We start from the raw sequence: 23,384 nt of genomic DNA, 5'->3' as shown, positions 1-23,384 counted from the left end.
GCTCAGTACTGCGCCTCGAGCGCCTCGTCGTCCGTTTCGAAGGTGTAGACGACCAGCTCGCCGTTCTCCCAGCGCTCGCCGTTCTCCTCGATGCCCGGCGGCACCGCTTCCTGCGGGTCGAACAGCAGGCCGACCACCTGCTCGTAGCTTGCGACCCTCGGGTCGGCGTCGAGCGCCGCTTCGACGTGGACGAGCGGAATCGCTTCATCCGGCAGGACGAGGAACTCCTCCGGCGGGTCTTCGTTCGTGAAGACCGGGCCGATGGGGTCGCCCTCCCGGTCGGTGTAGACGCCTTCGACGAGGTAGGGGGCGCCGGTGTGGGCGAGCGGCTCGCCGAAGGCGCAGCGGTAGGCGATGCGGCGGTGGCGGCGCTTCCCGGTGAGCGCCCCGGGCGGCGGTTCCACGTCGGCCATCTGCGCGAATCCTCCCGGGCGGTGATGGCCCCCAGCGTGCGCCGCCGCGCGGCGCTCCGCAACGGCCGCCCGGGCCCCGCCCCGCCGGCCGCCCGGGCCCCGCCCACTTCCCTAGGGGAACCCCCGGGGCGCGCGAAAAAACACCCTCCTGTTCCGCAGCTGTCTGCCGATATCCACGGTGGAACCACGCGCCCGACACCGGCGCCAACCACCAGGGAGTACCCCGGCCATGCCCGGCTCGCCGCTCGAACGGATCATGCACTCCGACCGCCTGCCGACCATCCCGGCCGTCGCGGTCCGCGTCATCGACCTCGTCCAGCGGCCCGATGTCTCCCTCGATGAGCTCGGCGCCATGATCGAGCGCGACCCGGCGCTGGCCGCCCGCGTGCTCCGCATGGCGAACAGCGGCTTCTACGGCCGGCCCCGCTCCATCTCCCGCGTCCGCGATGCCGTCCTCGTCCTCGGTCTCCGGACCGTGAAGACGCTCGCCCTCGGCTTCACCCTCGTCGCCGACCTCCGCGCCCGCGAAGGCGTCGGCATCGACCACACCTGGCTCTGGCAGCGCAGCCTCTACGCCGCCATCGTCGCCCGCGCCGTCGCCGGCCGCGCCGGCCTCCGCATCGGCGACGAAGCCTTCCTCGGCGGCCTCTTCCACCTCCTCGGCGTCATCGCGCTCGAATCGGCGCTCGGCGACGAGTACCGGGACGTCGCCGCCGAGGCCGGCCGCGACATCGGCCTCCTCCGCGTCCGCGAACTCGAGCGCTTCGGGGTCGACCACAGCCGGGTCGGCGCCGCCCTCGCCGAGCGCTGGAACCTGCCGCCGACTCTCGTCGATGCCGTCCGCCACGCCGGCGACCCCTCCCGCGCCCCGCTCGAGACAGCCCAGCTCGTGATGTGCGTCCACGCCGGCGCCGCCGGCGCCGATGTCATCCTCGGCGACCGGCCCGGCGAACAGCTCGCCGCCCTCCGGACGGCGTGCGAGCGGCTGGGCGTCGCGCCCGCGGCTGCCGAAGAACTCGTCGCCGCCGCCCTCGCCGACGGCGCGGCGCTCGCGGCCACCTTCGATATCCCGGCCAGCTGCCTCGAACCCGGCGAAGTCCTCGCCCGCGCCAACGAAGCCCTCCTCCGCCTCACCATCGAATCCGAGCGCGAGAACGCGGCGCTCCAGGCCGAGCGCGAGCAGCTCATCCAGCAGGCCTCCACCGACGTCCTCACCGGCGTCGCTAACCGCCGCCACTTCCACGAGTTCCTCGAAGAGCATTTCCGCCTCGCCGCCCGCTACGGCACGCCGCTCTCCCTCTTCCTCGCCGACCTCGACCGCTTCAAGGCGCTCAACGACACCTACGGCCACCTCACCGGCGACGAAGTGCTCCGCGCCGTCGCCGCCCGCATGAAGAGCGTCCTGCGCGATGCCGACCTGCTGGCCCGCTTCGGCGGTGAAGAGTTCGTCGTCGTCCTGCCCTCCACGCCGCTGGAGGGCGCCATCCAGAGCGCCGAGCGCGTCCGCGAGGCGATCGCCGCCCGCCCGGTCGAAGTCGCCGGGCAGGAGATCCCGGTCACGGCATCGTTCGGGGTCTCCGCCTACCGCGCCGACGCCCTCATGACGCCCGAGTGGCTGATCAAAGAGGCCGACCTCGCCCTCTACGAAGCGAAGCGCGCCGGCCGGAACTGCGTGCGGGCGGCCGGCGATGAAGTTTCCTCCCGCTTCTGACCAAAAACGCGGGGAAACCCCGAACCCTTCCCGCGAGAAACCCGCTACGCTACTCGCGCGCCGGCGGAGGGCGCCCACGGCATGACCGACGAGCTGCGCGCGGACGCGGGCCTCGACGCCCTTTTCGCTCTCGACCTCTTCCCGGTCGGCGTCTTCCAGACCGACCTCCTCGGCCGCTGCCTGCGCGTCAACCCGCGCTGGTGCGCCCTCGCCGGCCGGACGGCCGAGGAAGCCCGCGGCTACGGCTACCTCGACGCCATCCACCCCGACGACCGCCCGTCCGTCATCGAAGCGACCCGCCGGCACATCGAAGCCGACCGACAGCTCCGCATCGAATACCGCATCGTCCGGCCTACTGGCGAGGTCCGCTGGGTGCTCGCCCAGGCCACCGTCCTCAGCGGCCCCGCGGGGGAACGCATCGGCTACATCGGCACCGTCACCGACATCAGCGACCGCGTCCGCGCCGAGGAGGCCCTCCGCGAGAGCGAAGAGCGCTTCCGCTCCCGCATCGAGTTCAACCCGGAAGCCATCGCCATCCACCAGCAGGGCGTCGTCGTCTATGTGAACCCGGCGGCCGTGGCGCTCATGCGGGCCGCCGGGCCCGGAGACCTCGTCGGCCGGCACATCCTCGACTTCGTCCGGCCCGAATTCCACCCCCTCGTCCGCGACCGCCAGCGACGCCTCGCCGCCGGCGAAGCTGTCGGCCCCGCCGAGATGGAATTCCAGCTCTGCGACGGCAGCACCCGGCTCGTCGAGACCGCCGCATCGCCGACCGTCTTCCGGGGGAAACCGGCCGTCCAGCTCTGGGTGCGCGACATCAGCGAACAGCGCAAGCTGGAAGCGCTCTACCGCGCCGTCGTCGACTCCATCCGCGACCCGATGTGGATCGCCGACCGCGACGACGCCGGCGAATGGCGGCTCGTCTTCGCGAACGCCGCCTACTGCCGCGGCGCGCGCGTCGAGCTCGCCGACATCCTCGGCAAGACATCGCTGGACCTCGCCGCCGCCGGCTACCTCTCCGAACGGCTCGCCCGGGAGCGCGAACAGTACTACCGGCAGGCCGCCGAAGGCGGCCGCCCGGTCGAATACGAGATGCGCGGCGAATGGAACGGCCGCCCCTTCCACATCATGACGACGCTCACGCCGGTCGCCGGGCCGGGCGGCGCCAGCCGCCGCATCGTCGGCTGGTCGCGCGACCTCAGCCGGAAGCTCGAACAGGAGCGCCGCCTCGCCGAATCCGAGCGGAACTACCGCGCCGTCGTCGAAGGCACGAGCGATGCCCTCTGGGTCGCAGACAGGGAAGCCGACGGCGGCTGGCGGATCACCCTCGCCAACCCCCGGACCGCCGAGATGCTGCAGACGCCGCTCGAGCAGCTCACGGGCCGCCGGCTCGAAGAGGCGCTCCCGCCGGAGGCCGCCCGCCGCGCCCTCGAGCGCTACCGGCAGGCCGAGGCCGCCGGCGGCCCCATCGAATACGAAAACGTCATCGAACGCCCCGGCTACCGCCGCGAAGTCGTCACCCACCTGACGCCCGTGTTCGACGAAGCCGGCCGCTGCGTCCGCATCATCGGCTCATCGCGCGATGCTGCCGACCGGCGGAAGGCCGAACTCGCGCTCCTGCAGGCGCAGAAGCTGGAGAGCCTCGGCGTGCTCGCCGGCGGCATCGCGCACGACTTCAACAACCTCCTCACCACCATCCTCGGCAACCTCTTCCTCGTGCGGACCGAGCTGCCGCCGGATTCCCCCCTGCGCGTCTACCTCGACGATGCCGCCACCGCCGGCGAACGAGGCGCCGAGCTCGTGCGCAAGCTGCTCGGTTTCAGCCGGCCCGGCATCGCCGCCCGCGAGCGCGTCTCGCTCACGCGCCTCTTCGAGGAGACGGTCGCGCTCGTCCGCCGGACGCTGACGCCCGCCGTCCGGCTCATCGTCCACTCGGACCCCGGCGACGACACGGTCATCGGCGAATTCGCGGGCCTGCAGCAGGTGCTGCTCAACCTGCTGCTCAACGCCCGCGACGCTATGCCGGAGGGCGGCACCGTCACCATCCTGCGCACCACGCGCGAGCTCGGCCCGGACCCGGGCTGGGCGCGCCGCGGGCTCCTGCCCGGCCGCTACCACGACATCGCCGTCTCGGACACCGGCACCGGGATGCCGCCGGAGCTGCTGAGCCGCATCTTCGACCCCTTTTTCACGACGAAGGGCATCGGCAAGGGCACGGGCCTCGGCCTTTCAACGGCGCTCAGCATCGTCCGCGCCCACGGCGGCTGGCTCGAAGCGGAGAGCGTCGAAGGCCAGGGCAGCACGTTCCGCATCCTGCTGCCGGTCGCCCCGCCGCCGGGGGAGGAGCCGCCCGCCGGGGGCCGCTAGCCGCCCTGGATGCTGACGAGGAACTCGAGCTGGTCGCCGTCCTGCAGCGGCGCGCGGAGGTTCGCCTGCGCCCCGTTCACGATCGGCATGACGGCCTCCGCATCGACCTCCGAGAAGCCCTCGTCGAGGAAGATGGCGAGCGGCGTCAGCCCCTCCCGCCACGCCACCACCGTCTCGGCCTGCTTCGAACGCGTCCGCTTGACCAGCGTCGGGAACCATTTCACTGCGATGCTCATGCCGCGTAGCCTACCGGCCCCCGCGCCCGCGCGCATGGGGCGGGGAGGAGGTTGGAGGTTGGAGGTTGGAGGTTGAAGGTTAGAGGTTGAAGGTTGGAGGTTGAAGAGGCCGCGCGCGGGTGCACGCTCCCTCCCAACTCCCAACTCCCCACTCCGTCGTCGCGGGCCTCCGTGCCCGCGGAGGGCCGGCGAGGCCCACCCCGGCCGTCGAATTCACCCGCCTCCCGCTTCCCGCTTCCCGTCTCCCGGTTCCCGCTTCCCGGACATCCGTTGGGCGCATGGCGCCCCGCGGGGACGGAGCCCCGCGCGCGACGGTGGAAGGTTGGAGGTTGACGAACCTGCGGACGGCGGCAGGCTCCCTCCCAACTCCCAACTCCCAACTCCCAACCCCCAACTCCCGCTTCCCGTCTCCCGCTTCCCGCTTCCCGTCTCCGCTTCCCGCTATCATCCCCGCGGAGGTGACGCATGACCGGACGCCGCAGCTTCTGGGCCTGGGGCCTCGAATCCGAAGAGCCGACCGACGACCAGCGCCGGCAGGCCGCCGCCCGCCTTTCCGCCCGCTACGGCGTCCGCATCGAGGCGCCGCCGGTGCCGCGCATCGAACAGGTCCGCCTCCGGCCGCCCCGCATCCAGCCGCCGCCGTCCCTCGCTGCCATCTGCTCTACCGATACCCATGAGCGCGCGGCCCACCACTACGGCAAGAGCTTCCGCGACATCGTCCGCGCCTTCCGCTGCGACTTCCCCAACCCGCCCGACGTCGTTGCCTTCCCCCGCGACGAAGCGGAGGTTGCGGCCGTCCTCGAATGGTGCGGCGAAGCCGGCGCGGCGGCTGTTCCCTACGGCGGCGGCTCCTCGGTCGTCGGCGGCGTCGAACCCCCGGCCGGCGGCCGCCCCGTCGTCAGCATCGACCTGCGCGAGCTGAACCGCGTCCTCGAAGTCGACCCCGTTTCGCGCGCTGGCGCGCATCCAGGCCGGCGTTCTCGGCCCCGACCTCGAAGCGCAGCTCCGGCCGCACGGCTTCACCCTCCGCCACTACCCGCAGAGCTTCGAATGGTCGAGCCTCGGCGGCTGGATCGCCACCCGCTCCGGCGGCCACTACGCCACCAACCACACCCACATCGACGACTTCGTCGAATCGGTGCGGATGATCACCCCGCGCGGCGCGTGGGAGTCGCGCCGGCTGCCCGGCTCCGGCGCCGGGCCGAGCCCGGACCGGTTCGTCATCGGCAGCGAAGGCATCCTCGGCATCATCACCGAGGCGTGGATGCGCATCCAGGCGCGGCCGCGGTTCCGCGCCTCCGCCGGCATGCTCTTCCCCACCTGGGAAGCCGGCTACGAAGCCGCCCGCCGCGTCGTCCAGGCGAAGCTCTGGCCCGCCAACTGCCGCCTGCTCGACCCCGCCGAAGCCGAGGCCGCGGCCGGCGGCGACGGTGTCCGCGCCCTCCTCATCCTCGGCTTCGAATCGGCCGAGGTGCCGCAGGGCCCGTTCCTGCACGAAGCCGTCCGCATCGCCCGCGAGTGCGGCGGCGAGCCCGACGCCGCCGGCATCCGCATCGCCGACGGCGGCAGCGACGAGGAGGTCGGCCGCCAGGGCGCCGTCGGCGCGTGGCGGAACGCCTTCATCCGCGCGCCCTACCAGCGCAACCTCACCGCCGGCACCGGCGTCGTGAGCGACACGTTCGAGACGGCTATCACGTGGGACCGCTGGCCCGCCTTCGACCGGCTCGTGCGCGAAAAGGTCGGCGAAGCGATCGCGGCCGCCGGCGGGGGGAGCCTCACCTGCCGGTTCACCCACGTCTACCCCGATGGCCCGGCGCCGTACTACAGCTTCCAGGTGCTTTCGAAGCCGGGCGGCGAACTGGAGACCTGGGCCGCCATCAAGCAAGCCGCGAGCGACGCCGTCATCGTCGGCGGCGGCACCATCACCCACCACCACGCCGTCGGCCGCGACCACATGCCGTGGTACCGGCAGCAGCGGCCGCCGCTCTTCGCCGAAGCCCTCCGCGCCGTCAAAACCGCGCTCGACCCGCAGGGCCTGCTCAACCCCGGCATCCTCCTGGAGTGAGGTTGAAGGTTGGAGGTTGAAGGTTGAAGGTTGACGGACCCGCGGGCGGCGGCAGACTCCCTCCCACCTCCCACCTCCCAACTCCCACCTCCCAACTCCGTCGTCGCGGGCCTCCGTGCCCGCGGAGGGCCGGCGAGGCCCACCCGCGCCTCCGAATTCACCGTCTCCCGGTTCCCGGGACATCCGTTGGGCGCATGGCGCCCCGCGGGGACGGAGCCCCGCGGCTACGGTGGAAGGTTGGAGGTTAAAGGTTGGAGGGCGGGAGGTTGGAGGTTGACGGACCCGCGGGCGGCGGCAGGCTCCCTCCCAGCTCCCACCTCCCACCTCCCACCTCCGTAGTCGCGGGCCTCCGTGCCCGCGGAGGGCCGGCGAGGCCCACCTGCACCTCCGAATTCACCCGCGTCCCGGTTCCCGCCTCCCGGTTCCCGTCTCCCGGGACATCCGTTGGGCGCATGGCGCCCCGCGGGGACGGAGCCCCGCGGCTACGGTGGGAGGTTGGAGGTTGGAGGTGGAGGTTGGAGGTTGAAGGTTGAAGGTTGGAGGTTGACGGACCCGCAGACGGCGGCAGGCTCCCGCCCAACTCCCAACTCCTCCCGCCTCCCGCTTCCCCCGCTGCCCCCCACCGCCGGCGCGGAGCGCCGGCATCCCGCGGCGACGCTGCCGAAGGCGGCGAGCCATCCCGCGCCGCGGGCGCCCAGCCCGCGGCACCCCGCGCACGGCCCCCGCGCCCAGCCCGCGGCATCCCGCCCCCTTACCCCTCCCCCCAGAGGTCCGGCAGCGGCCCCGCGGGCAGGCTCACCAGCAGCGCGCCCCGCTCGGCGCGGAACGTCATCGGCGTCTGGCCGACGGGGTCGCCGTCCAGCTGGACGGGCAGGCCCGGCGTTTCGACCGCGACCTCGGCGAAGCGCCCCGCGACGATGTGCTGCCCGCGGCGCTGCCCGGCGAGCACCCGCGCCGCCATCGCGAGGGTCTCGCCCGGGCCGTGGGGACAAAACGCCACCGCATCGAGCAGGCCGTCGTCGATGCGCGCGCCGGGCGTGAGCCGAATGCGGCCGCCGTACAGCCGCGTGTTGCCCAGGACCATCCACGCGAGGGTCTCCTCGCAGAGCGCGCCGTCGGCCCGCCAGCGTGTCCGCCGGGTCCGGAGCGCCGGCAGGTGGAGCAGCCCTTCGAGGATGTAGGCGAGGTCGCCCGCCGCCCGCTTCCAGGCCGGGTTGACGGCGGCGGCGATCTCCGCGTCCCAGCCGATGCCGGCCATCAGGAGGAAGGCGTGGCCGTCCGCCCGGCCGAGGTCCATCGGGACCACCTGTCCGCCGAGGTGGCAATCGATGGCGGCCCGGATGCCGCGCGGGATGCCAGCTTCGCGGGCCCAGATGTTCACCGTGCCGGCGGGGACTGCAGCGAGGGCGGTGCCGCTGCCGGCCAGCCCCTCCGCGGCCTGCCGCAGCGACCCGTCGCCGCCGATGACGAAGCAGAGGTCGTGGCCCCGCTCGGCGGCGGCCCGGGCGGCCTCGGTGGCGCCCGCCGGCGTGGGCGGGACGGCCACCTCCGCATCGACCCCGCGCGCCGCGAGGTAGGCGGCGACCCGCGCGGGGTCGAACCGGCGCGGGACCCCGCGCGCCGCCGGGTTCACGATGAGGGTCGCGCGGCGTTGCATCGTCATGGCACGGGTCCGGTCAGTATAGGGGCAAGCGGAACGATGGCGGCCGGGGGCCGGGTGCGGGATGCCGCGGGCTGGCCGCCCGCGGCGGGGGATGGCTCGCCGCCTTCGGCGGCATCGCCGCGGGATGCCGGCGCTCCGCGCCGGCGCCGGAGGAGGAGGTTGGAGGTTGGAGGTTGGAGGTCGAAGGTTGAAGGTTGGAGGTTGACGGTCCCGCGGACGGCGGCAGGGTCCCTCCCACCTCCCACCTCCCAACTCCGTCGTCGCGGGCCTCTGTGCCCGCGGAGGGCCGGCGAGGCCCACCCGCACCTCCGAATTCACCGTCTCCCGGTTCCCGCTTCCCGTCTCCCGATTCCCGGGGCATCCGTTGGGCGCATGGCGCCGCGCGGGGACGGTCGAAGGTTGAAGGTGGGAGGTCGAAGGTTGCGGGAACGGCGGGGAGCCGTACGCTCCCTCCCAACTCCCAACTCCCAACTCCCAACTCCCAACTCCCAACTCCTAGCTCCCAACTCCCAACTCCTAGCTCCCAACTCCCAACTCCGTGGTCGCGGGCCTCCGTGCTCGCGGAGGGCCGGCGAGGCCCACCCCGGCCGTCGAATTCACCCGCCTCCCGGTTCCCGCCTCCCGGGGCATCCGTTGGGCGCATGGCGCCGCGCGGGGACGAGCCCCGCGGCTACGGCCTCCACCGCCTCCCGCCTCCCGCTTCCCGCTTCCCGGTTCCCGCCTCCCTACCCCAGCGGGTTGCGGCCGATGACGAGGTCCTCCACTTCGCGGCCGCCGATGAGGTGCTCGGCGGCGACGCGCTCGAGATTCTCGGGCGTCAGGCAGGCGTACCAGGTGCCTTCCGGGTAGACCACGCCGGTGGGGCCGGCCTGGCAGATGCGCAGGCAGCCGACCTTCGTCCGGTACAGCTTCGGCGCGCCCGGCGTGCGGTTCACCTTCGCGGCGAGCGACTTCAGCCGCTCCCACGCCCGCTGCCCCTCCTCCGGCGTGCAGCAATCCGGCCCCGTGCAGAGGAAGATGTGGCGTTCGTAGCTGCCGACCTCCCGCTGGCGGGCCGCCTCCCGCGCCGCCTCCAGCCGCGCCCCGTCCGGTTCGCACGCCCCGTCCATCAGCCCCGATCGTCGCCGGGCCGCGGCCAAGGGAAAAGAGAGAGGGAGAGAGGGAGAAGGGGAGAGAGGGAGAAGGGGAGAGAGGGAGAGAGGTTGGAGGTTGGAGGTTGGAGGTTGGAGGTTGGAGGTTGATACTGCCCCCCGCCTCCCGCCTCCCGGTTCCCGGTTCCCGGTTCTCGTCTCCCGCCTCCCGGTTCCCGCCCAACCCCCAACTCCTGCTACCCTCACCCTGTCCCCATGCTTTTCTGCGAACAGGTCGCGAAGTCGTACGGCGCCAAAGAGGTGCTCCGCGATGTCACCTTCACTGTCAGCGAAGGCGAGCGCGTTGGCCTCGTCGGTCCCAACGGTGCCGGCAAATCCACCATCCTCCGCCTCATCGCCGGGCTCGAGCAGCCCGATGCCGGCCGCGCCGGCTACACCGGCGGCAGCCTCGGCTACCTCCGCCAGGAGGCGGACCTCGATGACGGCAACACCCTCCTCCAGGAGCTCTGGCGCGCCTTTCCCGATGCCAGCGCCATCGAGCGCGAACTCGCCCGCGTCGCCGCCGCCATCGAAGCCGGCGAGGGCGACCTCGATGCCCTCGTCGACGAGCAGGCCCGCCTGTTCGAACGGTTCGAAGCCCTCGACGGCTACCGCATCGAAGCCCGCATCGGCCGCGTCCTCGACGGCCTCGGCTTCGAACCCGCCGACTGGCAGAAGCGCTGCAGCGAGTTCTCCGGCGGCTGGCAGATGCGCATCGCCCTCGCCAAGGTCCTCGTCCGCCGGCCCGAGAACGTCCTCCTCGATGAGCCGACGAACCACCTGGACGCCCGCGCCCGCGACTGGCTCGCCGAAGAGCTCACCGAGTGGGACGCCGCCATCCTCGTCGTCACCCACGACGGCGAGTTCCTCGACCGCTTCGCCACCCGCATCCTCGACCTGCGCGAGAAGACCATCGAGAGCTACACCGGCAACTACACCGCCTTCCAGAAGCAGAAAGCCGCGAAGCTCCAGGCGCTCGACCAGGCCGCCGCCCGGCAGGAGCGCGAACTCGCCCGGCAGGAGCGCTTCATCGAACGCTTCCGCGCCAAGGCCACCAAAGCCGCCCAGGTCCAGTCCCGCGAGAAGCAGCTCGCCCGCGTCGAGCGCATCGAACGGCCGAAAAAAGACGCCGAAGTCCACTTCGACATCAGCGCTCACGGCCGCACGGAGCGCGACGTCCTCGTCTTCCGCCACGTCGGCCACGCCTACGGCGACCACCTCGTGCTCGTCGACGTCAACCTCCACATCGAGCGCGGCCAGAAAGTCGTCCTCGTCGGCCCCAACGGCGGCGGCAAGAGCACCCTGCTGAAGATCGCCGCCGGCCTTATCGCGCCGACGGAGGGCACTGTCGAATGGGCCGAGCGCGCCCGCTTCGGCTACTACGACCAGCACCAGGACGAAGCCCTGGCCATGGACCGCACCGTGCTCGAAGAGGTCCGCTCCGTCGCCCCGCACGAGCCGGACGTCCGCCTCCGCACCGTCCTCGGCCAGTTCCTTTTCAAGGGCGACGACGTCTTCAAGCCGATCCGCGTGCTCTCCGGCGGCGAACGGAGCCGCGTCGCCCTCGCGAAATTCCTCCTCCAGCCCACCAACGTCCTCCTGCTGGATGAGCCGACGAACCACCTCGACCGCACCACCCGGCGGAAGCTCATCGAAGCGCTGCAGGCCTACGACGGCACCATCCTCTGCGCCAGCCACGACCCCGGCATCGTCGAAGGCGTCGCCACGCACGTCTACGAAGTGAAGGACCTCGGCGTGCGCGAGCTCCTCCACCTGCGGAAGGGCTAGCCGGTGCCCGCGCGCCGGGCGCGCAGGCGGCCCCGCCCGCCCAGCTCCCGCAGCAGCTGCCGGAACGCCGTCTCCCGCTCGCGGGCCATCGCCGCATAGGCCGCGGCCGTGCCGGCGTTCAGCGTCAGCCGCTCGAGCGTGCCGCTCGCCGCCTCGGCCGCCGCGAACGCCGTCGCCCCGAGCACGGCGATGTCCTCCAGCGCCGCCGGCAGCGTCGATCCCGACTCGTCGGCCGCGTGCAGGAGCCGGCACCAGAGCCGGCAGTCGCTCCCGTCCGGCAGCGGCCCGTCCTCGAACCGCAGCAGGCTGCCGAAGACGGCGAAGCTGCGGAAGGCTGGCGGCTCGAGCCCGGCCGGGTACTCCGCCCGCGCCACCTCGAGCAGCCCGGGGATGCCGGCGAGGCTCAGCTCCCGGCTCCCGGGCGCCGTCGCCATCGTCAGCCGCGCCTCCCGGGGCGCCGCGCGCGAAAGCTCCGCCAGCGCCCGGCCGAGATGGCGGTCCAGCGCCTCGTCCGCCCACCGCTCCCCGGCGGGGTCCTGCAGGTCGATGCGCATCCGTTCGCGAAAATCTGCCAGCGTCGTCATGCAGCCACCCTGCCGCGCCGCCGCTGCAGCTCCAACGGGTGCCTGTCACGTCACTCGCGCCGAGATTCCCGGGGTGCGACACTCGGGGCATCTCACCCCAAGGCGAGCCATCCCCCGATGCATCCCCTGGCACGACATCGCCGTCGACCCCGACAAGATCGAGTCCGAGCTTCCCGTCGTCATCGAAATCCCCGCCGGCAGCAAGAACAAGTACGAACTCGAAAAGAAGAGCGGCATCCTCAAGCTGGACCGCGTCCTCTCCAGCTCCGTCCGCTACCCGGCCAACTACGGCTTCATTCCGCGCAGCTTCTGCGACGACGGCGACCCGCTCGACGTCCTCGTCCTCGGCCAGGAGCCCGTCGTCCCGATGACCCTCGTCTACGTCCGGCCCGTCGGCGTCATGCACATGCGCGACGGCGGCAAAGCGGACGAGAAGATCCTCGGGGTCCACTCCCACGACCCGGCCTTCAACCACATCCGGAAGCTCGAAGACGTCCCGCCCCACCTCGTCGCCGAGATCCAGCGCTTCTTCATCGACTACAAAGTGCTCGAAGAGAAGGAAGTCGTCGTCGACCCCTTCGAAGGCCGGGAGCGCGCGCTCGAAGTCATCCGCATCGCGCTGAGCGACTACTGGAAGATGCGCGCCAACGAGCGCTGAGCCGGCCCGCCCGCCTCAGCCGGCCACCGTCCAGCCGAGGCCGAGCGCGACGCCGCCCAGCACCAGCCACGCCGCGTTGATGCGGGTCGCGGCCGCCGCCGCGAGCGCCGCCACGAAGAGGCTCCAGGCGAACCAGCCGGTGAGCACCTCGCGCGCCAGCTGCACGCCGACGACCACGATGAGCGCCCAGGCCGCCGCGTTCACCCCGTCGAGGAAGGCTGACGAGAGCCGCCACCGCCGGAGCCGCGGCACCAACGGCGCCGCCAGCATCACGAACAGGAACGACGGCAGGAAGATGCCGGCTGCCGCCGCCAGCGCCCCCGCGAAGCCGTCCATCACATAGCCTGCGAACGCCGCCGAGCTGAAGAGCGGCCCCGGCGTCACCTGCCCGGCCGCGATGGCGTCCAGCAGCTGCGCCTCCGTGAGCCAGCCCCGCCGCTGCACGAACTCGTCGCGCATGAACGAGACGAGCACGTAGCCGCTCCCGTACAGCACCGCCCCGATCTTGAGGAAGCCGAGGAAGATGCCGAGCGTCGTCGCCCCGGCGGCGCCGCCGGCAGCCGCCAGCGCGGAGCCCGGCGCGAGCGGCGGCAGCCAGGCCCGGGGGCGCCGGTGCCGGCCGGGCGCATCCTTCCGCTGGCGGGGCAGCCGCCACCAGTCGCCGCCCGCCCGGGGCAGCTCCGGCAGCCGCCGCCGCGCGCTGCGGGTCAGCGCCTGCACCAGCGCGGTCACCCCGGCGGAATAGATGCCCGCCCCGAGGACGAGGGCGACTTCGCTCACGCCCAGGAGCGCCAGGCCCGTCACCGCCGCGATGACGATGACGGACTCGAGGCCGCGGAAGGCTGCCCCCGTCAGGCTCCACGCCGCGTGGAGGATGAGCGCCAGCACCACGGGCTGCGCCCCCAGCAGGATGCCCTCGCCCGCGGGCGTCGTCCCGTACCGCACGTAGGCCCAGGCGAGCGCCGTCACGATCGCCACTGCCGGGAGCAGGAAGAGCAGGCCGCCGAGCCAGAGGCCGGCCATCCCCGCCCGCCGGTGGCCGAGGTGCATCGTCATCTCGGTCGAATTCGGGCCGGGGATGAGGTTCGTCACCCCCAGCATGTCGAGGAACTCCTGGTCGCTCACCCAGCCCCGCTCGCGGACCAGTTCGCGGCGCATCAGCGCGACGTGCGCGGCCGGCCCGCCGAAGGCGATGCAGCCGAGGCGGAAGAAGTAGCGCGCCACCTCGCCGGGGCGGCCAGGGGCCTTCGTCGCAGTCATGGCCCCACAGCCTACGCCGGCCGCCGGCAACGTTCGCACCGGGCACGCGGCTAAGAAATTTCAAGCAGTACATTGACTTTGCGAAGGTACTGCTTAAGATACGCCATCAGGAGTTGAGACATGACCGAATACCCGCACCCCCACCTCCGCCAGCTGCTCGCCCACGCCCGCTGCCTGGTCGCTGCCGTCCGCGACCGCGCCGCGCCGCTCCCCCCGTTCGATGACCTCGTGGACCGGGCCGCCGCCGCCCTCCTCGTCGCCATGGCCTTCCGCGAGGTCAGCCGCGACCTCCCGCTTCGCGGCACGGCCGCGGCCGCCGCGGCCGCGATCGCCGGCCTCGCCCGGGCCGCCCGGGAGGGCGCCGACCCCGCCGATATCGAAGCCGCCCTCGCGGCGCTCGAATCCCTCCTCGCCCGCGCCGGGGCGCCTGCCGGGGCCGCCGGATGAGCGCCCCGCCCGTCCTCGTCCTCCGCGGCGTCACCAAGCGCTACCGCAGCGGCACCCTCGCCAACGCCGGCATCGACCTCGAGCTCCGGCCCGGCGACATCTTCGGCCTCCTCGGCCCGAACGGCGCCGGCAAAACGACGCTCGTCCGCCAGGTGCTTGGCCTCGCCCGGCCGACCTCCGGCAGCATCACCCTCGACGGCGTCGACATCGTCGCCGACCCGGGCTTCGCCCGCCGGAACATCGGCTTCCTCCCCCAGGGCGCGTTCGACCTCCAGTCGCTCACCGTCGCCGAGACGATCGAGTTCGCCGCCCGGCTCCGCGGCATCCCGCCGCGCGAAGCCCGGGCTGCGGCCGCCCGGCTCATCGAGCGGCTCGAGCTCGGCCCCTTCCGCGGCACCGCCATGCGCAGCGCCTCCGGCGGCGTGCGCCGGCTGGCCGGGTTCGCCGCCGCCATCGCCGCCCCCGCGCGCCTGCTCGTGCTCGATGAACCCACGAACGACGTCGACCCCCTCCGGCGCGTCCTCCTCTGGGACCTCATCAGCGAACTCGGCCGCGGGGGCGCCACCATCCTCCTCGTCACGCACAACCTCGCCGAGGCCGAGCGCGTCATCGACAGGCTCGCCATCATGAACGCCGGCCGCATCGTCCGCGAAGGGACGCCCGCCGCCCTCCGCAGCATCGTCACCGAGCGCCTCCGGCTCGAGCTGGCGTCCGCCGGCGCGCTCACCCCCCACCCCGCGCTCGTCCCGGACGGCGCCGGCGCCTACCTCTTCGACGCCGCCGACCTGCCCCGGGTCGCCGCGTGGGTCAGCCGCCTGCGCGAACTCGGCGCCGTCGTCGATTTCCGCATCGGCCCGCCCACGCTCGATGACATCTACGCCGCCGCCATGGCCCCGGCCGCCCCGGCCCGCCCCGGCCCGGGCCTCGCCCCCGAAGGAGCCCCCGCGTGACCTTCCTCCGCCAGTACCGCGACCTCGTCTCCATGGAGCTGCGCAGCATGCGCGGCGAAGTTCCCATCATCGCCGCCGTGCAGATCGGCTTCATGGTCGGCTTCGTCTTCGGCTTCGGCTACCTCATCCCCGGCATCACCGAATCGACCGCCCTCTACATCGTCACCGGCACCGCCACCCAGGGCGTCGTCACCATGGGGCTCGTCATGCTCCCGCAGCTCCTCGCCCAGTCGAAGCACGAAGGCCGGCTCGAGTACTACCTGAGCATGCCGATCAGCCGCGAGGCCTACCTGCTCGCGCTGGTCACCGCCGTCGGGGTGATGGCGCTGCCGGGCATCTTGTTCTGCCTCGCCGTGGGTGCGTGGCGGTACGACCTCGCCCTCGAACTGCACCCGCTGCTGCCCGCGGCGATCCTCCTCGGCGTCGGGTCGCTTGCCGGCGTCGGCATCGCCATGGCCGTGTATTCCCCGCATCTCCAGCTCACGAACGCGCTCACCCAGCTCATCATTTTCTATGTGCTGTTCTTCGCGCCGGTGCTGATGCCGCGCGAGCAGCTGCCCGCGCTGCTGCGCGAGACGGCGCGGTTCGCGCCGCCCACCTACGCCGCCGACGCCATCCGCGCGACGTCGACGAACCTGCCCGGGACGCACCTCGGCACGTCGCTGGCCATCATGGCGCTCTTCGCCCTCGGCTCGATCGGCCTCTCCGCCCTCGCCATCCGCCGCCGGGGGTGACCCTCTCACACCCAGGCCGACCAGAGCGCCCAGGCGCCGAACACCGCGAACAGCAGCGCAGCCACCACCGCGATCGCCCGCTGCGGCAGCCGCTTCCCCGCCAGCACCCCTGCCCCGATCGCCACCGCATCGGCGAGCACCATCCCCAGCGTCGAGCCCAGCCACACGCCCACCGCGCTCGCCTCCCGCCCCGCCAGCGAGACCGTCGCCAGCATCGTCTTGTCGCCCAGCTCCGAGAGGAAGAACGCCGCCGTCACGACCCCGAAGGCGCCGAACCGCTTCCCCAGCCGCGGCTCGCCCGGCTCCTCCTCCAGCGTGTCGCCCCGCAGGCTCCACGCGGCGAAGGCGAAGAACGAAACCCCCACGATGGTGAGCAGCCACCGCTCCGGCAGCAGCTCATCGAACGCCAGCCCCAGCGCAACCGACCCGAGGTGCACCACCAGCGTCGCGAGGCTCACCCCCGCCAGCACGATCCACCACCGGTACCGCGTCGCGAACCAGAGCGCCACCAGCTGCGACTTGTCGCCCAGCTCGGCGAAGAAAATCAGGGCCGTCGAAACGAAAAACGCCGACATCACGAACTCCTCGTGTGCCGGCTCTCGCGGGGAGCACCCTCGGCCGGCACACCATGGTGTGCTGGCCGAAAGTCTCGCCCGCCCGGTCGACCGGACCGCGCCACCGCCCGCCGCAGCGGGAGCATGTCGATGACGCGCGCAGGGCTACTCCCCTTCGGTTCAGGGCCAAGTCTCCACCGCGCCGGCGCAACGGTCCAGCGCCCCGCCGCCGGAAACGGCCGTTCGCACCCGCCAGCCCGCGCCGTTCGGCCCCGGGCCGCTTGCCATGCGGGAGCATAATGAGCGCGATACCACGGTGGAGGCCCGCCATGTCCGTCGCACGCGTCACCGAGATCACCGCCGCCTCGCCCGTCTCCTTCGAAGACGCCATCAAGAAGGGCATCGACCGCGCGAACAAGACCCTCCGCAACGTGAAGGGCGCCTGGGTCCAGGAGCAAACGGTCAGCGTCGAAGACGGCGCCATCAAGGAGTACCGGGTCAACATGAAGGTGACCTTCATCCTCGAGGACTGAGTCCGGCGCCCGCGCGCGCCCGTTCGAACCTGCGGCGGACGGCCAGCGCAACGACGACCGCCGCTGTCAGCAGTCCCTGCGCCGCGAGGTCGAGGCCGAACGCCTCGCGGCCGTTCGCCAGCGTGAGCGCGAACGCCCCGGCCGCGCCGAGCGCGGCATCGGCCGGCCGCGCGAACCCCCGCCGGCAGGCCGCGGCCGCCCCTTCGACCGCGAGCCAGCAGACCGCCGGCGCGGCCATCGCCACGAGCCGCTCCGTATCCCGCGCGACCAGCAGCTGCGCCCATGCGAGCAGCACCACCGGCGCCAGCCGGGCCGCCAGCCGAGGCTTCGCCGCCGCGCCCGCGAACGCCAGCGCCGCCGTCAGCGGCCCGAACGTCCCGAACGTCAGCGCCCGCGCCAGCCTGCCGTCGAACCCCAGCACCCGCTGCTGCCAGCCCACGTCCCGCAGCAGCGCGCGGTAGTCGTAATGGGCCACGATGTCCGGGAAGCGGCTGATGACCGGCGGCAGCGAGGCGATGTAGCCCGCATCGTCGTTCCACGCCGGGATGGCGAGCCGCACCAGGACGGCTGCCGCGGCGCCCGGCAGCAGCGCCAGCGCCCCCGTCGCGAGCTGCCGTCGGCGGCTGCCCGGGAGGCGGTCCGCGAACGCCAGGGCGAGCGGCGCCGCGATGAGCGCGCTCTCCTTCGCGAGCGCCCCGGCGAAGAGCGCTGCCGCGAACGCCCGCGGCTGGCCCCGGGCGGCGAACAGCAGGCAGAGCGTGATGGCCGCTGTTGCGGCCGCATCCGGCAGCCAGAAGTCGGCCAGCTGGTAGCGAAGCCCCCAGCCGGCCGCGAAGAGCAGCAGCACGCCGGCCGCCGCCAGCCCGGGCGGGTGGCCCTCGCAGCGGAGCAGCCGCCAGGTCGCCGCCCCGGCGGCGAGCGCCCCGGCGAACGCGGCAGCGAAGAACGTCCACTGGAGGGGCAGCGGCGCGGCCCAGGCCAGCAGCGGGACGAGCACCCGCCAGCAATACGGCGCGATGTGGAAATCCCATGGCCCGCTGCGGGCTGCCTCGAGGTAGTAGTGGCGGTCCCATCCCGGGTCAGCGAACGCCGCCGTCCCCTCGAACCGGAGGTCGGTAAAGGCCAGCACGGCCGCCGCCGCTGCGGCGGGCAGGAGGAGGGGGAAGAGGAGTGCGCGCGGCACTGCTCGATGCTGACGCTGCCGTCCCATCCCGCGGGGCCGCCGCGTCCTTCCCGCCGCCCCTACCGCCCCGGCTTCAGCGCGCGCAGCCAGATGTGCGCCTCCTCCATCCCCACCCAGTTCCCCCACCACCGCTCGCACACGTACAGCCACCGCTCGTCCCGGTTCGCCAGCCAGTCCAGCACCGCGCCGACCAGCCGCCGTCCCAGCCCCGGCTGCCGCGTGTCCGCATTCAAATTGAAGCAGAGCCGCCGCCGCTCGATTTTGAACTTCGCCGGGTGGTAATAGCCCCACAGCTGCCCATCCAGCGTCGTCGGGTCGAAGTACTCGAACATCGCGAGGTACACACCCCGGCGGTGCGTCGGGTCCTTCCATGTCAGGTACGGCGTCGAACCGTGCGGGAAGCGGAAGTACACGAGCGCGCCCGGCTTGCACACCCGCCACACCTCGCCCATGAACGCCAGCACGTCGTCCACATGCTCGATGAGGTGCGAGGCGTACACCTCATCGACCGAATCGTCCTTCAGCGGCAGCGGCCGCATCACATCGGCCACGACATCGACGCCCGGCACGCGCGCGATATCGAGCCCGATGGCGCCGGGCTTCTTCCGCGCGCCGCAGCCGAGGTCGATGATGACGCGCCGGCGGGTCGGGTCGTCGGCCGGGATAGCGCGGCCGGGAGTCGCGCTGGCGAAGCCGGTCATGCCGCGGATTATCGCGCAGCGCCCGGCTATCCGCCCCGGGCCCAGCCCGGTCAGCTGGCTCGTCAACCCCTAGCGCTGCTCCCCGCTCGCGGATGGCCCGTTCGGTAAACACGGGCCATCCGCGTCATCTAACACTCACGTTCACGTGAGGGTAGGCTGGCAATATGGCAGCGACACCCTCCCTCGGCGAACCCGCCGAACCCGGCCAGCCCGGCAGCCTCCCGGCCGACCTCGCGGAAGCGGCCGCGCCGCGCAGCCTCCGCGCCATCCTCGCCCGCCAGTTCGCCAGCCTCGCCGTCTACAACTACCGCCTCTACTTCGCCGGCCAGCTCATCTCGCTCGTCGGCACCTGGATGCAAACGACCGCCCAGGCGTGGCTCGTCCTCAAGCTCACCGGCTCGCCGCTCGCCCTTGGCACCGTCACCACTCTCCAGTTCCTCCCGATCACGGTCTTCACCCTCTTCGGCGGCGCCGTCGCCGACCGGCTGCCGAAGCGGCGCGCGCTCGTCGTCACCCAAACGCTCGCGATGCTCCAGGCCGCGGTGCTCGCCTTCCTCGTGGCCACCGGCCGCGTCCAGCTCTGGCACGTCTACGCGCTGGCGCTCTGGCTCGGCACTGTCAACGCCTTCGATGGCCCCGTCCGCCAGTCGTTCGTGGTCGAACTCGTCGGACGGGAGCGGCTCGTGAACGCCGTCGCGCTCAATTCGAGCATCTTCAACCTCGCCCGCATCGCCGGGCCGGCTGTCGCCGGCGTCACGATCGGCGTCATCGGGCTGAGCTGGGCGTTCGCCGCGAACGCCGCCAGCTTCATCGCCGTGCTCGCCGCCTATGCGCTCATGCGCCCGTCCGAATTCCGGGCCGTGCCGCGCGCCGCCGCCCGGGGCAACGTCCTCCACCAGGTCCGGGAGGGCATCGTCTACTCCGCGCGCACGCCCACCGTCGCCTTCTTCTTCATCCTGCTCGGCATCATCGGGACCTTCGGCTACAACTTCACCGTCATCGTCCCGCTCGTGGCCGAGTTCGTCCTCAAGGTGGGTCCGGAGAAGTTCGGCATGCTGACCTCCGCCATGGGCGCCGGCAGCCTCATCGCCGCGCTCGTGATGGCGGCCACCGGGCGTCTGCGGCCCTCCTGGCTGCTGCTCGCCTCGGCCGTCTTCGCGGCCCTCCTGGCCGCCATCGCCTTCTCGCCCGTCTACGCCGTCACCGCCGGGCTCCTGTTCCTCCTCGGCATCGTCGGCGTGGCGTTCTCCACGACGATCAACACCTCGCTGCAGGTGGCGGTGCCCGATGAGCTGCGCGGCCGGGTGATGAGCATCTTCTTCCTGCTCTTCGCCGGGTCCACGCCGGTCGGCGGCTACATCACCGGCTTCCTCGCCGAGCACCTCGGCGTAGGCTGGGGGCTCGCCATCATGGCCGGGCTGTGCGGGTTCGGCACGCTGCTGGGCGCGGCCTACTACCTCCGGGCCGGGCGCCGCGCCTTCGCCGCCATCGAAGCAGCGCCCGCGAAGCCGCACCCGCGCGCCGGGGCCGAAGCCGCCGGCTGAGCCGCGGCCGCTACGCCTCCTGGAAGCTCCAGGTGCCCGTCCCGATCATCACGCCCATCACCATGATCGCCAGCGTGAGCAGCAGGCCGAGCAGGCTGAGCGTCATCGACACCGCCCGCGCCCGCCGCAGCGCGGCCTCGTCGATCGCTTCGCCGCGCGCCTTCGCCTCGTACAGCCGCAGCTGCTTCGGCCCCGCCCAGAACATGTGCAGCGCGACCACTGCCAGCATCACGATCAGCACGTTCATCTTGATGATGAACCAGACGCCGAACCGCAGGCTCGTGAACTCCGTGTCCGCGGGGATCGCGTAGTAATCGCGCCACGTGATGATGAGGTACGTGCCCGCGATGAGGATCAGCGCCAGCCCGAACCCGCCGAGGTAGCCGAACCGCCGCGTGATCGTCTTCATCGCCGCCACCCGCGTCGGCAGGTCCGTAATCTGCCGCGAGGCCGGCGCCCACGCGACGGCGAGGAAGACCTGCGGCCCCACCCAGAGCGCGATGCCCAGCAGGTGGAGCCAGGTGAAAAAGATGTGCAGCGTCGAATCCACGGCGGCGCGCTCCTGTCCGAACTCCTCCGATTACAGCCCAGCCAGCGCTACCGGGAAAGCCGCTGAACGCCCGTTCAGCGTTGCGAATACAACCCTCGACGATGTGTCGAGTATTACCTCGTGTTGACTTAGCGCGTGCTAAGCTCGCGGGCATGACCCACACCATCGACTGGCAGGGCGAAGCCCGGCTCACCTTCGGCGACGCCCTCGAAACCCGCGTCCGCGCGGTGCTCTTCCGCAACGGCGGCCCGGCCGGCTGGTCCGGCGAAGTCGTCATCGAGGGCGCTGCCCCCATCACCCCCGGCGACCGCGTCGAACTCACCATCGGCCGCTCCCCCTGCCGCGCGCTCGTCCGCGGAGCGGCCATCCGCGGCGGCGCCGGCCACCGCACGACGAGCCTCCTCATCGACGGCGACGGGCCGCCCCCCGCGCCGCTCGCCCGCCGCTGACGTCCCCTCGAGCGGGTGCCGCAGGCCGGCCGGCCCGGGCCGGGTTCCCCGGCGCGGGACAGTGCCGTCTCTTGTCCGATGATGCGAGGGGCGTAGGATCGCCCCGGTGCGCCGTCGTCCATTCCGCAATATCCCGCGGGCCGCGTGGCTCCTCGGCTTCACGTCGCTGTTCGCCGACCTCTCGAGCGAACTCGTCTACCCGCTCATTCCGATCTTCCTGACTGCCACGCTCGGCGCGCCGGTCGCAGCCGTCGGCCTGGTCGAAGGCATTGCCGAAGCGACCGCCTACGCCACGCGCCCTTTCGCCGGCCGCTGGAGCGACCGCACCGGCGCGCGCAAGCCGTTCGTCGTCGCCGGCTACGGGCTCGCCGCCGTCGGGAAGGCCATCCTCTTCGTTGCGCCCGCCTGGGGCTTCGCCCTCGCCGGCCGGGCGGTCGACCGCTTCGGCAAAGGCGTCCGCACGCCCCCGCGCGATGCCCTCCTCGCCGATGTCACCACCCCGGCCGACCGGGGCCGGATCTTCGGCTTCCACCGCGCCTTCGATACGCTCGGGGCCGTCATCGGGCCGCTGGCCGCCCTCGCCTTCCTCGCTGTCGTCGGCGAAGAGCACCTGCGCTGGGCGATCGGCATCGCCATCATCCCTGCCGTCATCTCCGTGGCCGTCGTCGCCCGCATCCCCGAGCGGCGGCCGCCCGCCCGCCGCGACGGCGATCCGCCCGCGCCCGGCCTGCGCGACCTCCCGGCTGCCTACTGGCTCTTCCTCGGCGCCACCGGCCTCTTCATGGTCGGCAACTCCTCCGATGCCTTCCTCATCCTCCGCGCGAAGGACCTCGGGATGGCGACGACGGCCGTCGTCCTCGCCTACGTCGTCTACAACGCGGTCTACGCGCTGCTCTCCTACCCCGCCGGCACCCTGAGCGACCGGCTGCCGCGGCCTGCCGTGATCGTCGGCGGCTACCTGGTCTTCGCGGCGGTCTACCTCGGTTTCGCGATCGCCGGCTCGCAGGCGGTCATCTGGGTGCTCTTCCCGCTCTACGGCGCCTACATCGCCGCCACCGAAGGCATCACCAAGGCGTTCATCGCCGACCTCGCCCCGGCGGCGGCGCGCACCACCGCGCTCGGCCTCTTCCAGGGCGTGACCGGCGGCCTCGTCCTCGCGGCGAGCCTGCTCGCCGGCGTGCTCTGGGACGCCTTCGGACCGGGCGCGACGTTCGGCTTCGGCGCCGCCACCGCCCTCCTCGCCGCCCTGGCGACGGCCGCGCTCCTCGCCACCGGCCGCCTCCGCACCCCGTGAGGGAGCGCCCCGCCCCGGCCCCGCCCCTCCCCGTTGGAGGTTGGAGGTTGGAGGTTGGAGGTTGGAGGTTGGAGGTTGGAGGTTGGAGGTTGATACTCCCTCGCCGTCTCCCGTCCCCCGTCTCCCGTCCCCCGTCTCCCGTCCCCCGTCTCCCGTCTCCCGTCTCCCGTCTCCCGTCTCCCGTCTCCCGTCTCCCGTCTCCCGTCTCCCGTCTCCCGTCTCCCGTCTCCCGTCTCCCAACTCCCAACTCCGTAGTCGCGGGGCTCCGTCCCCGCGGAGGGCCGGTGAGGCCCACCCGGGCCGTCGAGTTCGAGCGTCCTCCCCTCTCCCGCTTCCCGCGTGCCGGTTCCCCGGGGCATCCGGTCGGCGCGTTGGCGTCCGCGGGGACGGGGCCCCGCGGCCACCCCGCCTCCCTCATCCTCCGCCCCGGTTGGAAGTTGGAGCCTGCAGGTTAGGTGTTGCCCCCTCCCCCTCCTGCCGCCCCTTCCACCGCCGGCGCAGAGCGGCGGCATCCCGCGGCGATGCCGCCGAAGACAGCGGGCCGTCCCGCGCCGCGGGCGGCCAGCCCGC

The 23,384-nt window shown here is 72.7% G+C and carries 22 protein-coding genes and 1 pseudogene; 13 read left to right on the top strand and 10 right to left on the bottom strand.

Going from position 1 to position 23,384, the window contains the following annotated elements:
- Positions 1–2 precede the first annotated feature (2 nt).
- Positions 3–413, bottom strand: coding sequence for a hypothetical protein (locus O0235_RS06585; RefSeq protein ID WP_270057743.1), 411 nt, complete (start codon positions 411–413; stop codon positions 3–5).
- 229 nt (positions 414–642) lie between these two features.
- On the opposite strand from O0235_RS06585, the gene O0235_RS06580 reads away from it, so the two are divergent.
- Together O0235_RS06580 and O0235_RS06575 are read left to right on the top strand one after the other, a co-directional pair.
- Positions 643–2,124: a sensor domain-containing diguanylate cyclase gene (locus O0235_RS06580; RefSeq protein WP_270057742.1), complete on the top strand. Its 1,482-nt coding sequence runs from the start codon at positions 643–645 to the stop codon at positions 2,122–2,124.
- Positions 2,125–2,205: 81 nt separating this feature from the next.
- A complete protein-coding gene (locus O0235_RS06575; RefSeq protein ID WP_270057741.1) occupies positions 2,206–4,491 on the top strand; it encodes a PAS domain S-box protein in 2,286 nt (761 codons plus the stop codon).
- Here the strand turns inward: O0235_RS06575 and O0235_RS06570 are convergent.
- Positions 4,488–4,727 carry a hypothetical protein gene (locus tag O0235_RS06570; protein WP_270057740.1) on the bottom strand — a complete coding sequence of 80 codons (240 nt, stop codon included), beginning with the start codon at positions 4,725–4,727 and terminating at the stop codon, positions 4,488–4,490. The two genes, O0235_RS06575 and O0235_RS06570, sit on opposite strands and share 4 nt — an antisense overlap.
- 465 nt (positions 4,728–5,192) lie before the next feature.
- Here O0235_RS06570 and O0235_RS15740 point away from each other — a divergent pair.
- Positions 5,193–6,792, top strand: a pseudogene (locus tag O0235_RS15740) (FAD-binding oxidoreductase).
- Positions 6,793–7,543: 751 nt separating this feature from the next.
- Here O0235_RS15740 and O0235_RS06555 read toward each other — a convergent pair.
- Together O0235_RS06555 and O0235_RS06550 are read right to left on the bottom strand one after the other, a co-directional pair.
- Entirely contained in the window at positions 7,544–8,455 is a 912-nt protein-coding gene (locus O0235_RS06555) for a diacylglycerol/lipid kinase family protein (RefSeq protein WP_270057737.1), read from the bottom strand.
- 725 nt (positions 8,456–9,180) lie between these two features.
- Positions 9,181–9,564, bottom strand: a complete 384-nt coding sequence (locus O0235_RS06550) for a (2Fe-2S) ferredoxin domain-containing protein (RefSeq protein ID WP_270057736.1) — start codon at positions 9,562–9,564, stop codon at positions 9,181–9,183.
- A gap of 237 nt (positions 9,565–9,801) precedes the next feature.
- Between O0235_RS06550 and O0235_RS06545 the strand changes: the two genes are divergently transcribed.
- Entirely contained in the window at positions 9,802–11,373 is a 1,572-nt protein-coding gene (locus O0235_RS06545; protein WP_270057735.1) for an ABC-F family ATP-binding cassette domain-containing protein, read from the top strand.
- On the opposite strand, the gene O0235_RS06540 is transcribed toward O0235_RS06545, so the two are convergent.
- Positions 11,370–11,957, bottom strand: coding sequence for a phage adaptor protein (locus tag O0235_RS06540; RefSeq protein ID WP_270057734.1), 588 nt, complete (start codon positions 11,955–11,957; stop codon positions 11,370–11,372). The genes O0235_RS06545 and O0235_RS06540 overlap by 4 nt on opposite strands.
- 73 nt (positions 11,958–12,030) lie before the next feature.
- On the opposite strand from O0235_RS06540, the gene O0235_RS06535 reads away from it, so the two are divergent.
- Positions 12,031–12,615, top strand: coding sequence for an inorganic diphosphatase (locus tag O0235_RS06535; RefSeq protein ID WP_270057733.1), 585 nt, complete (start codon positions 12,031–12,033; stop codon positions 12,613–12,615).
- A 15-nt stretch (positions 12,616–12,630) separates the two neighbouring features.
- Here the strand turns inward: O0235_RS06535 and chrA are convergent, their stop codons facing one another.
- The gene (gene chrA / locus O0235_RS06530) at positions 12,631–13,875 is read right to left on the bottom strand and encodes a chromate efflux transporter (RefSeq protein ID WP_270057732.1); all 1,245 of its coding nucleotides are present in this window, start codon (positions 13,873–13,875) and stop codon (positions 12,631–12,633) included.
- 120 nt (positions 13,876–13,995) lie between these two features.
- Here chrA and O0235_RS06525 point away from each other — a divergent pair, with 120 nt between their 5' ends.
- From O0235_RS06525 to O0235_RS06515, 3 genes are read left to right on the top strand one after another with little or no spacing between them, the layout of a single operon-like run.
- Positions 13,996–14,322 (top strand): hypothetical protein, encoded by a 327-nt coding sequence (locus O0235_RS06525; RefSeq protein WP_270057731.1) that lies wholly within the window; start codon positions 13,996–13,998, stop codon positions 14,320–14,322.
- Positions 14,319–15,272, top strand: coding sequence for an ABC transporter ATP-binding protein (locus tag O0235_RS06520; protein WP_270057730.1), 954 nt, complete (start codon positions 14,319–14,321; stop codon positions 15,270–15,272). Before O0235_RS06525 ends, O0235_RS06520 begins: the two co-directional genes overlap by 4 nt.
- The gene (locus O0235_RS06515; protein WP_270057729.1) at positions 15,269–16,006 is read left to right on the top strand and encodes an ABC transporter permease; all 738 of its coding nucleotides are present in this window, start codon (positions 15,269–15,271) and stop codon (positions 16,004–16,006) included. Before O0235_RS06520 ends, O0235_RS06515 begins: the two co-directional genes overlap by 4 nt.
- A gap of 5 nt (positions 16,007–16,011) precedes the next feature.
- On the opposite strand, the gene O0235_RS06510 is transcribed toward O0235_RS06515, so the two are convergent.
- The gene (locus O0235_RS06510; protein WP_270057728.1) at positions 16,012–16,581 is read right to left on the bottom strand and encodes a TMEM165/GDT1 family protein; all 570 of its coding nucleotides are present in this window, start codon (positions 16,579–16,581) and stop codon (positions 16,012–16,014) included.
- Between the two features lie 308 nt (positions 16,582–16,889).
- Here O0235_RS06510 and O0235_RS06505 point away from each other — a divergent pair, with 308 nt between their 5' ends.
- Positions 16,890–17,093, top strand: a complete 204-nt coding sequence (locus tag O0235_RS06505) for a dodecin family protein (RefSeq protein ID WP_270057727.1) — start codon at positions 16,890–16,892, stop codon at positions 17,091–17,093.
- Here O0235_RS06505 and O0235_RS06500 read toward each other — a convergent pair.
- Entirely contained in the window at positions 17,077–18,276 is a 1,200-nt protein-coding gene (locus O0235_RS06500; RefSeq protein ID WP_270057726.1) for a hypothetical protein, read from the bottom strand. The two genes, O0235_RS06505 and O0235_RS06500, sit on opposite strands and share 17 nt — an antisense overlap.
- A 59-nt stretch (positions 18,277–18,335) precedes the next feature.
- Positions 18,336–18,977 (bottom strand): class I SAM-dependent methyltransferase, encoded by a 642-nt coding sequence (locus O0235_RS06495; RefSeq protein ID WP_270057725.1) that lies wholly within the window; start codon positions 18,975–18,977, stop codon positions 18,336–18,338.
- A gap of 164 nt (positions 18,978–19,141) precedes the next feature.
- Here O0235_RS06495 and O0235_RS06490 point away from each other — a divergent pair, with 164 nt between their 5' ends.
- Positions 19,142–20,521 (top strand): MFS transporter, encoded by a 1,380-nt coding sequence (locus O0235_RS06490; RefSeq protein ID WP_270057724.1) that lies wholly within the window; start codon positions 19,142–19,144, stop codon positions 20,519–20,521.
- 10 nt (positions 20,522–20,531) lie between these two features.
- Here the strand turns inward: O0235_RS06490 and O0235_RS06485 are convergent, their stop codons facing one another.
- Complete coding sequence (locus O0235_RS06485; protein ID WP_270057723.1) at positions 20,532–21,071, bottom strand: hypothetical protein; 540 nt, start codon at positions 21,069–21,071, stop codon at positions 20,532–20,534.
- A 152-nt stretch (positions 21,072–21,223) separates the two neighbouring features.
- Between O0235_RS06485 and O0235_RS06480 the strand changes: the two genes are divergently transcribed.
- The 3 genes from O0235_RS06480 (at position 21,224) to O0235_RS06470 (ending at position 23,269) form a co-directional block, all read left to right on the top strand.
- Positions 21,224–21,520 (top strand): hypothetical protein, encoded by a 297-nt coding sequence (locus O0235_RS06480; protein ID WP_270057722.1) that lies wholly within the window; start codon positions 21,224–21,226, stop codon positions 21,518–21,520.
- A gap of 106 nt (positions 21,521–21,626) precedes the next feature.
- Positions 21,627–22,814 carry an MFS transporter gene (locus O0235_RS06475; RefSeq protein ID WP_270057721.1) on the top strand — a complete coding sequence of 396 codons (1,188 nt, stop codon included), beginning with the start codon at positions 21,627–21,629 and terminating at the stop codon, positions 22,812–22,814.
- Positions 22,811–23,269 carry a hypothetical protein gene (locus O0235_RS06470; protein WP_270057720.1) on the top strand — a complete coding sequence of 153 codons (459 nt, stop codon included), beginning with the start codon at positions 22,811–22,813 and terminating at the stop codon, positions 23,267–23,269. The genes O0235_RS06475 and O0235_RS06470 overlap by 4 nt, the downstream gene beginning before the upstream one ends.
- Positions 23,270–23,384: the final 115 nt, after the last annotated feature.

The organism is Tepidiforma flava (assembly GCF_027594505.1).
Taxonomy (GTDB): Bacteria; Chloroflexota; Dehalococcoidia; order Tepidiformales; family Tepidiformaceae; genus Tepidiforma; species Tepidiforma flava.
Note: the sequence above shows the minus strand (reverse complement) of the source record. Positions and strands in the feature narration are given on the sequence as shown.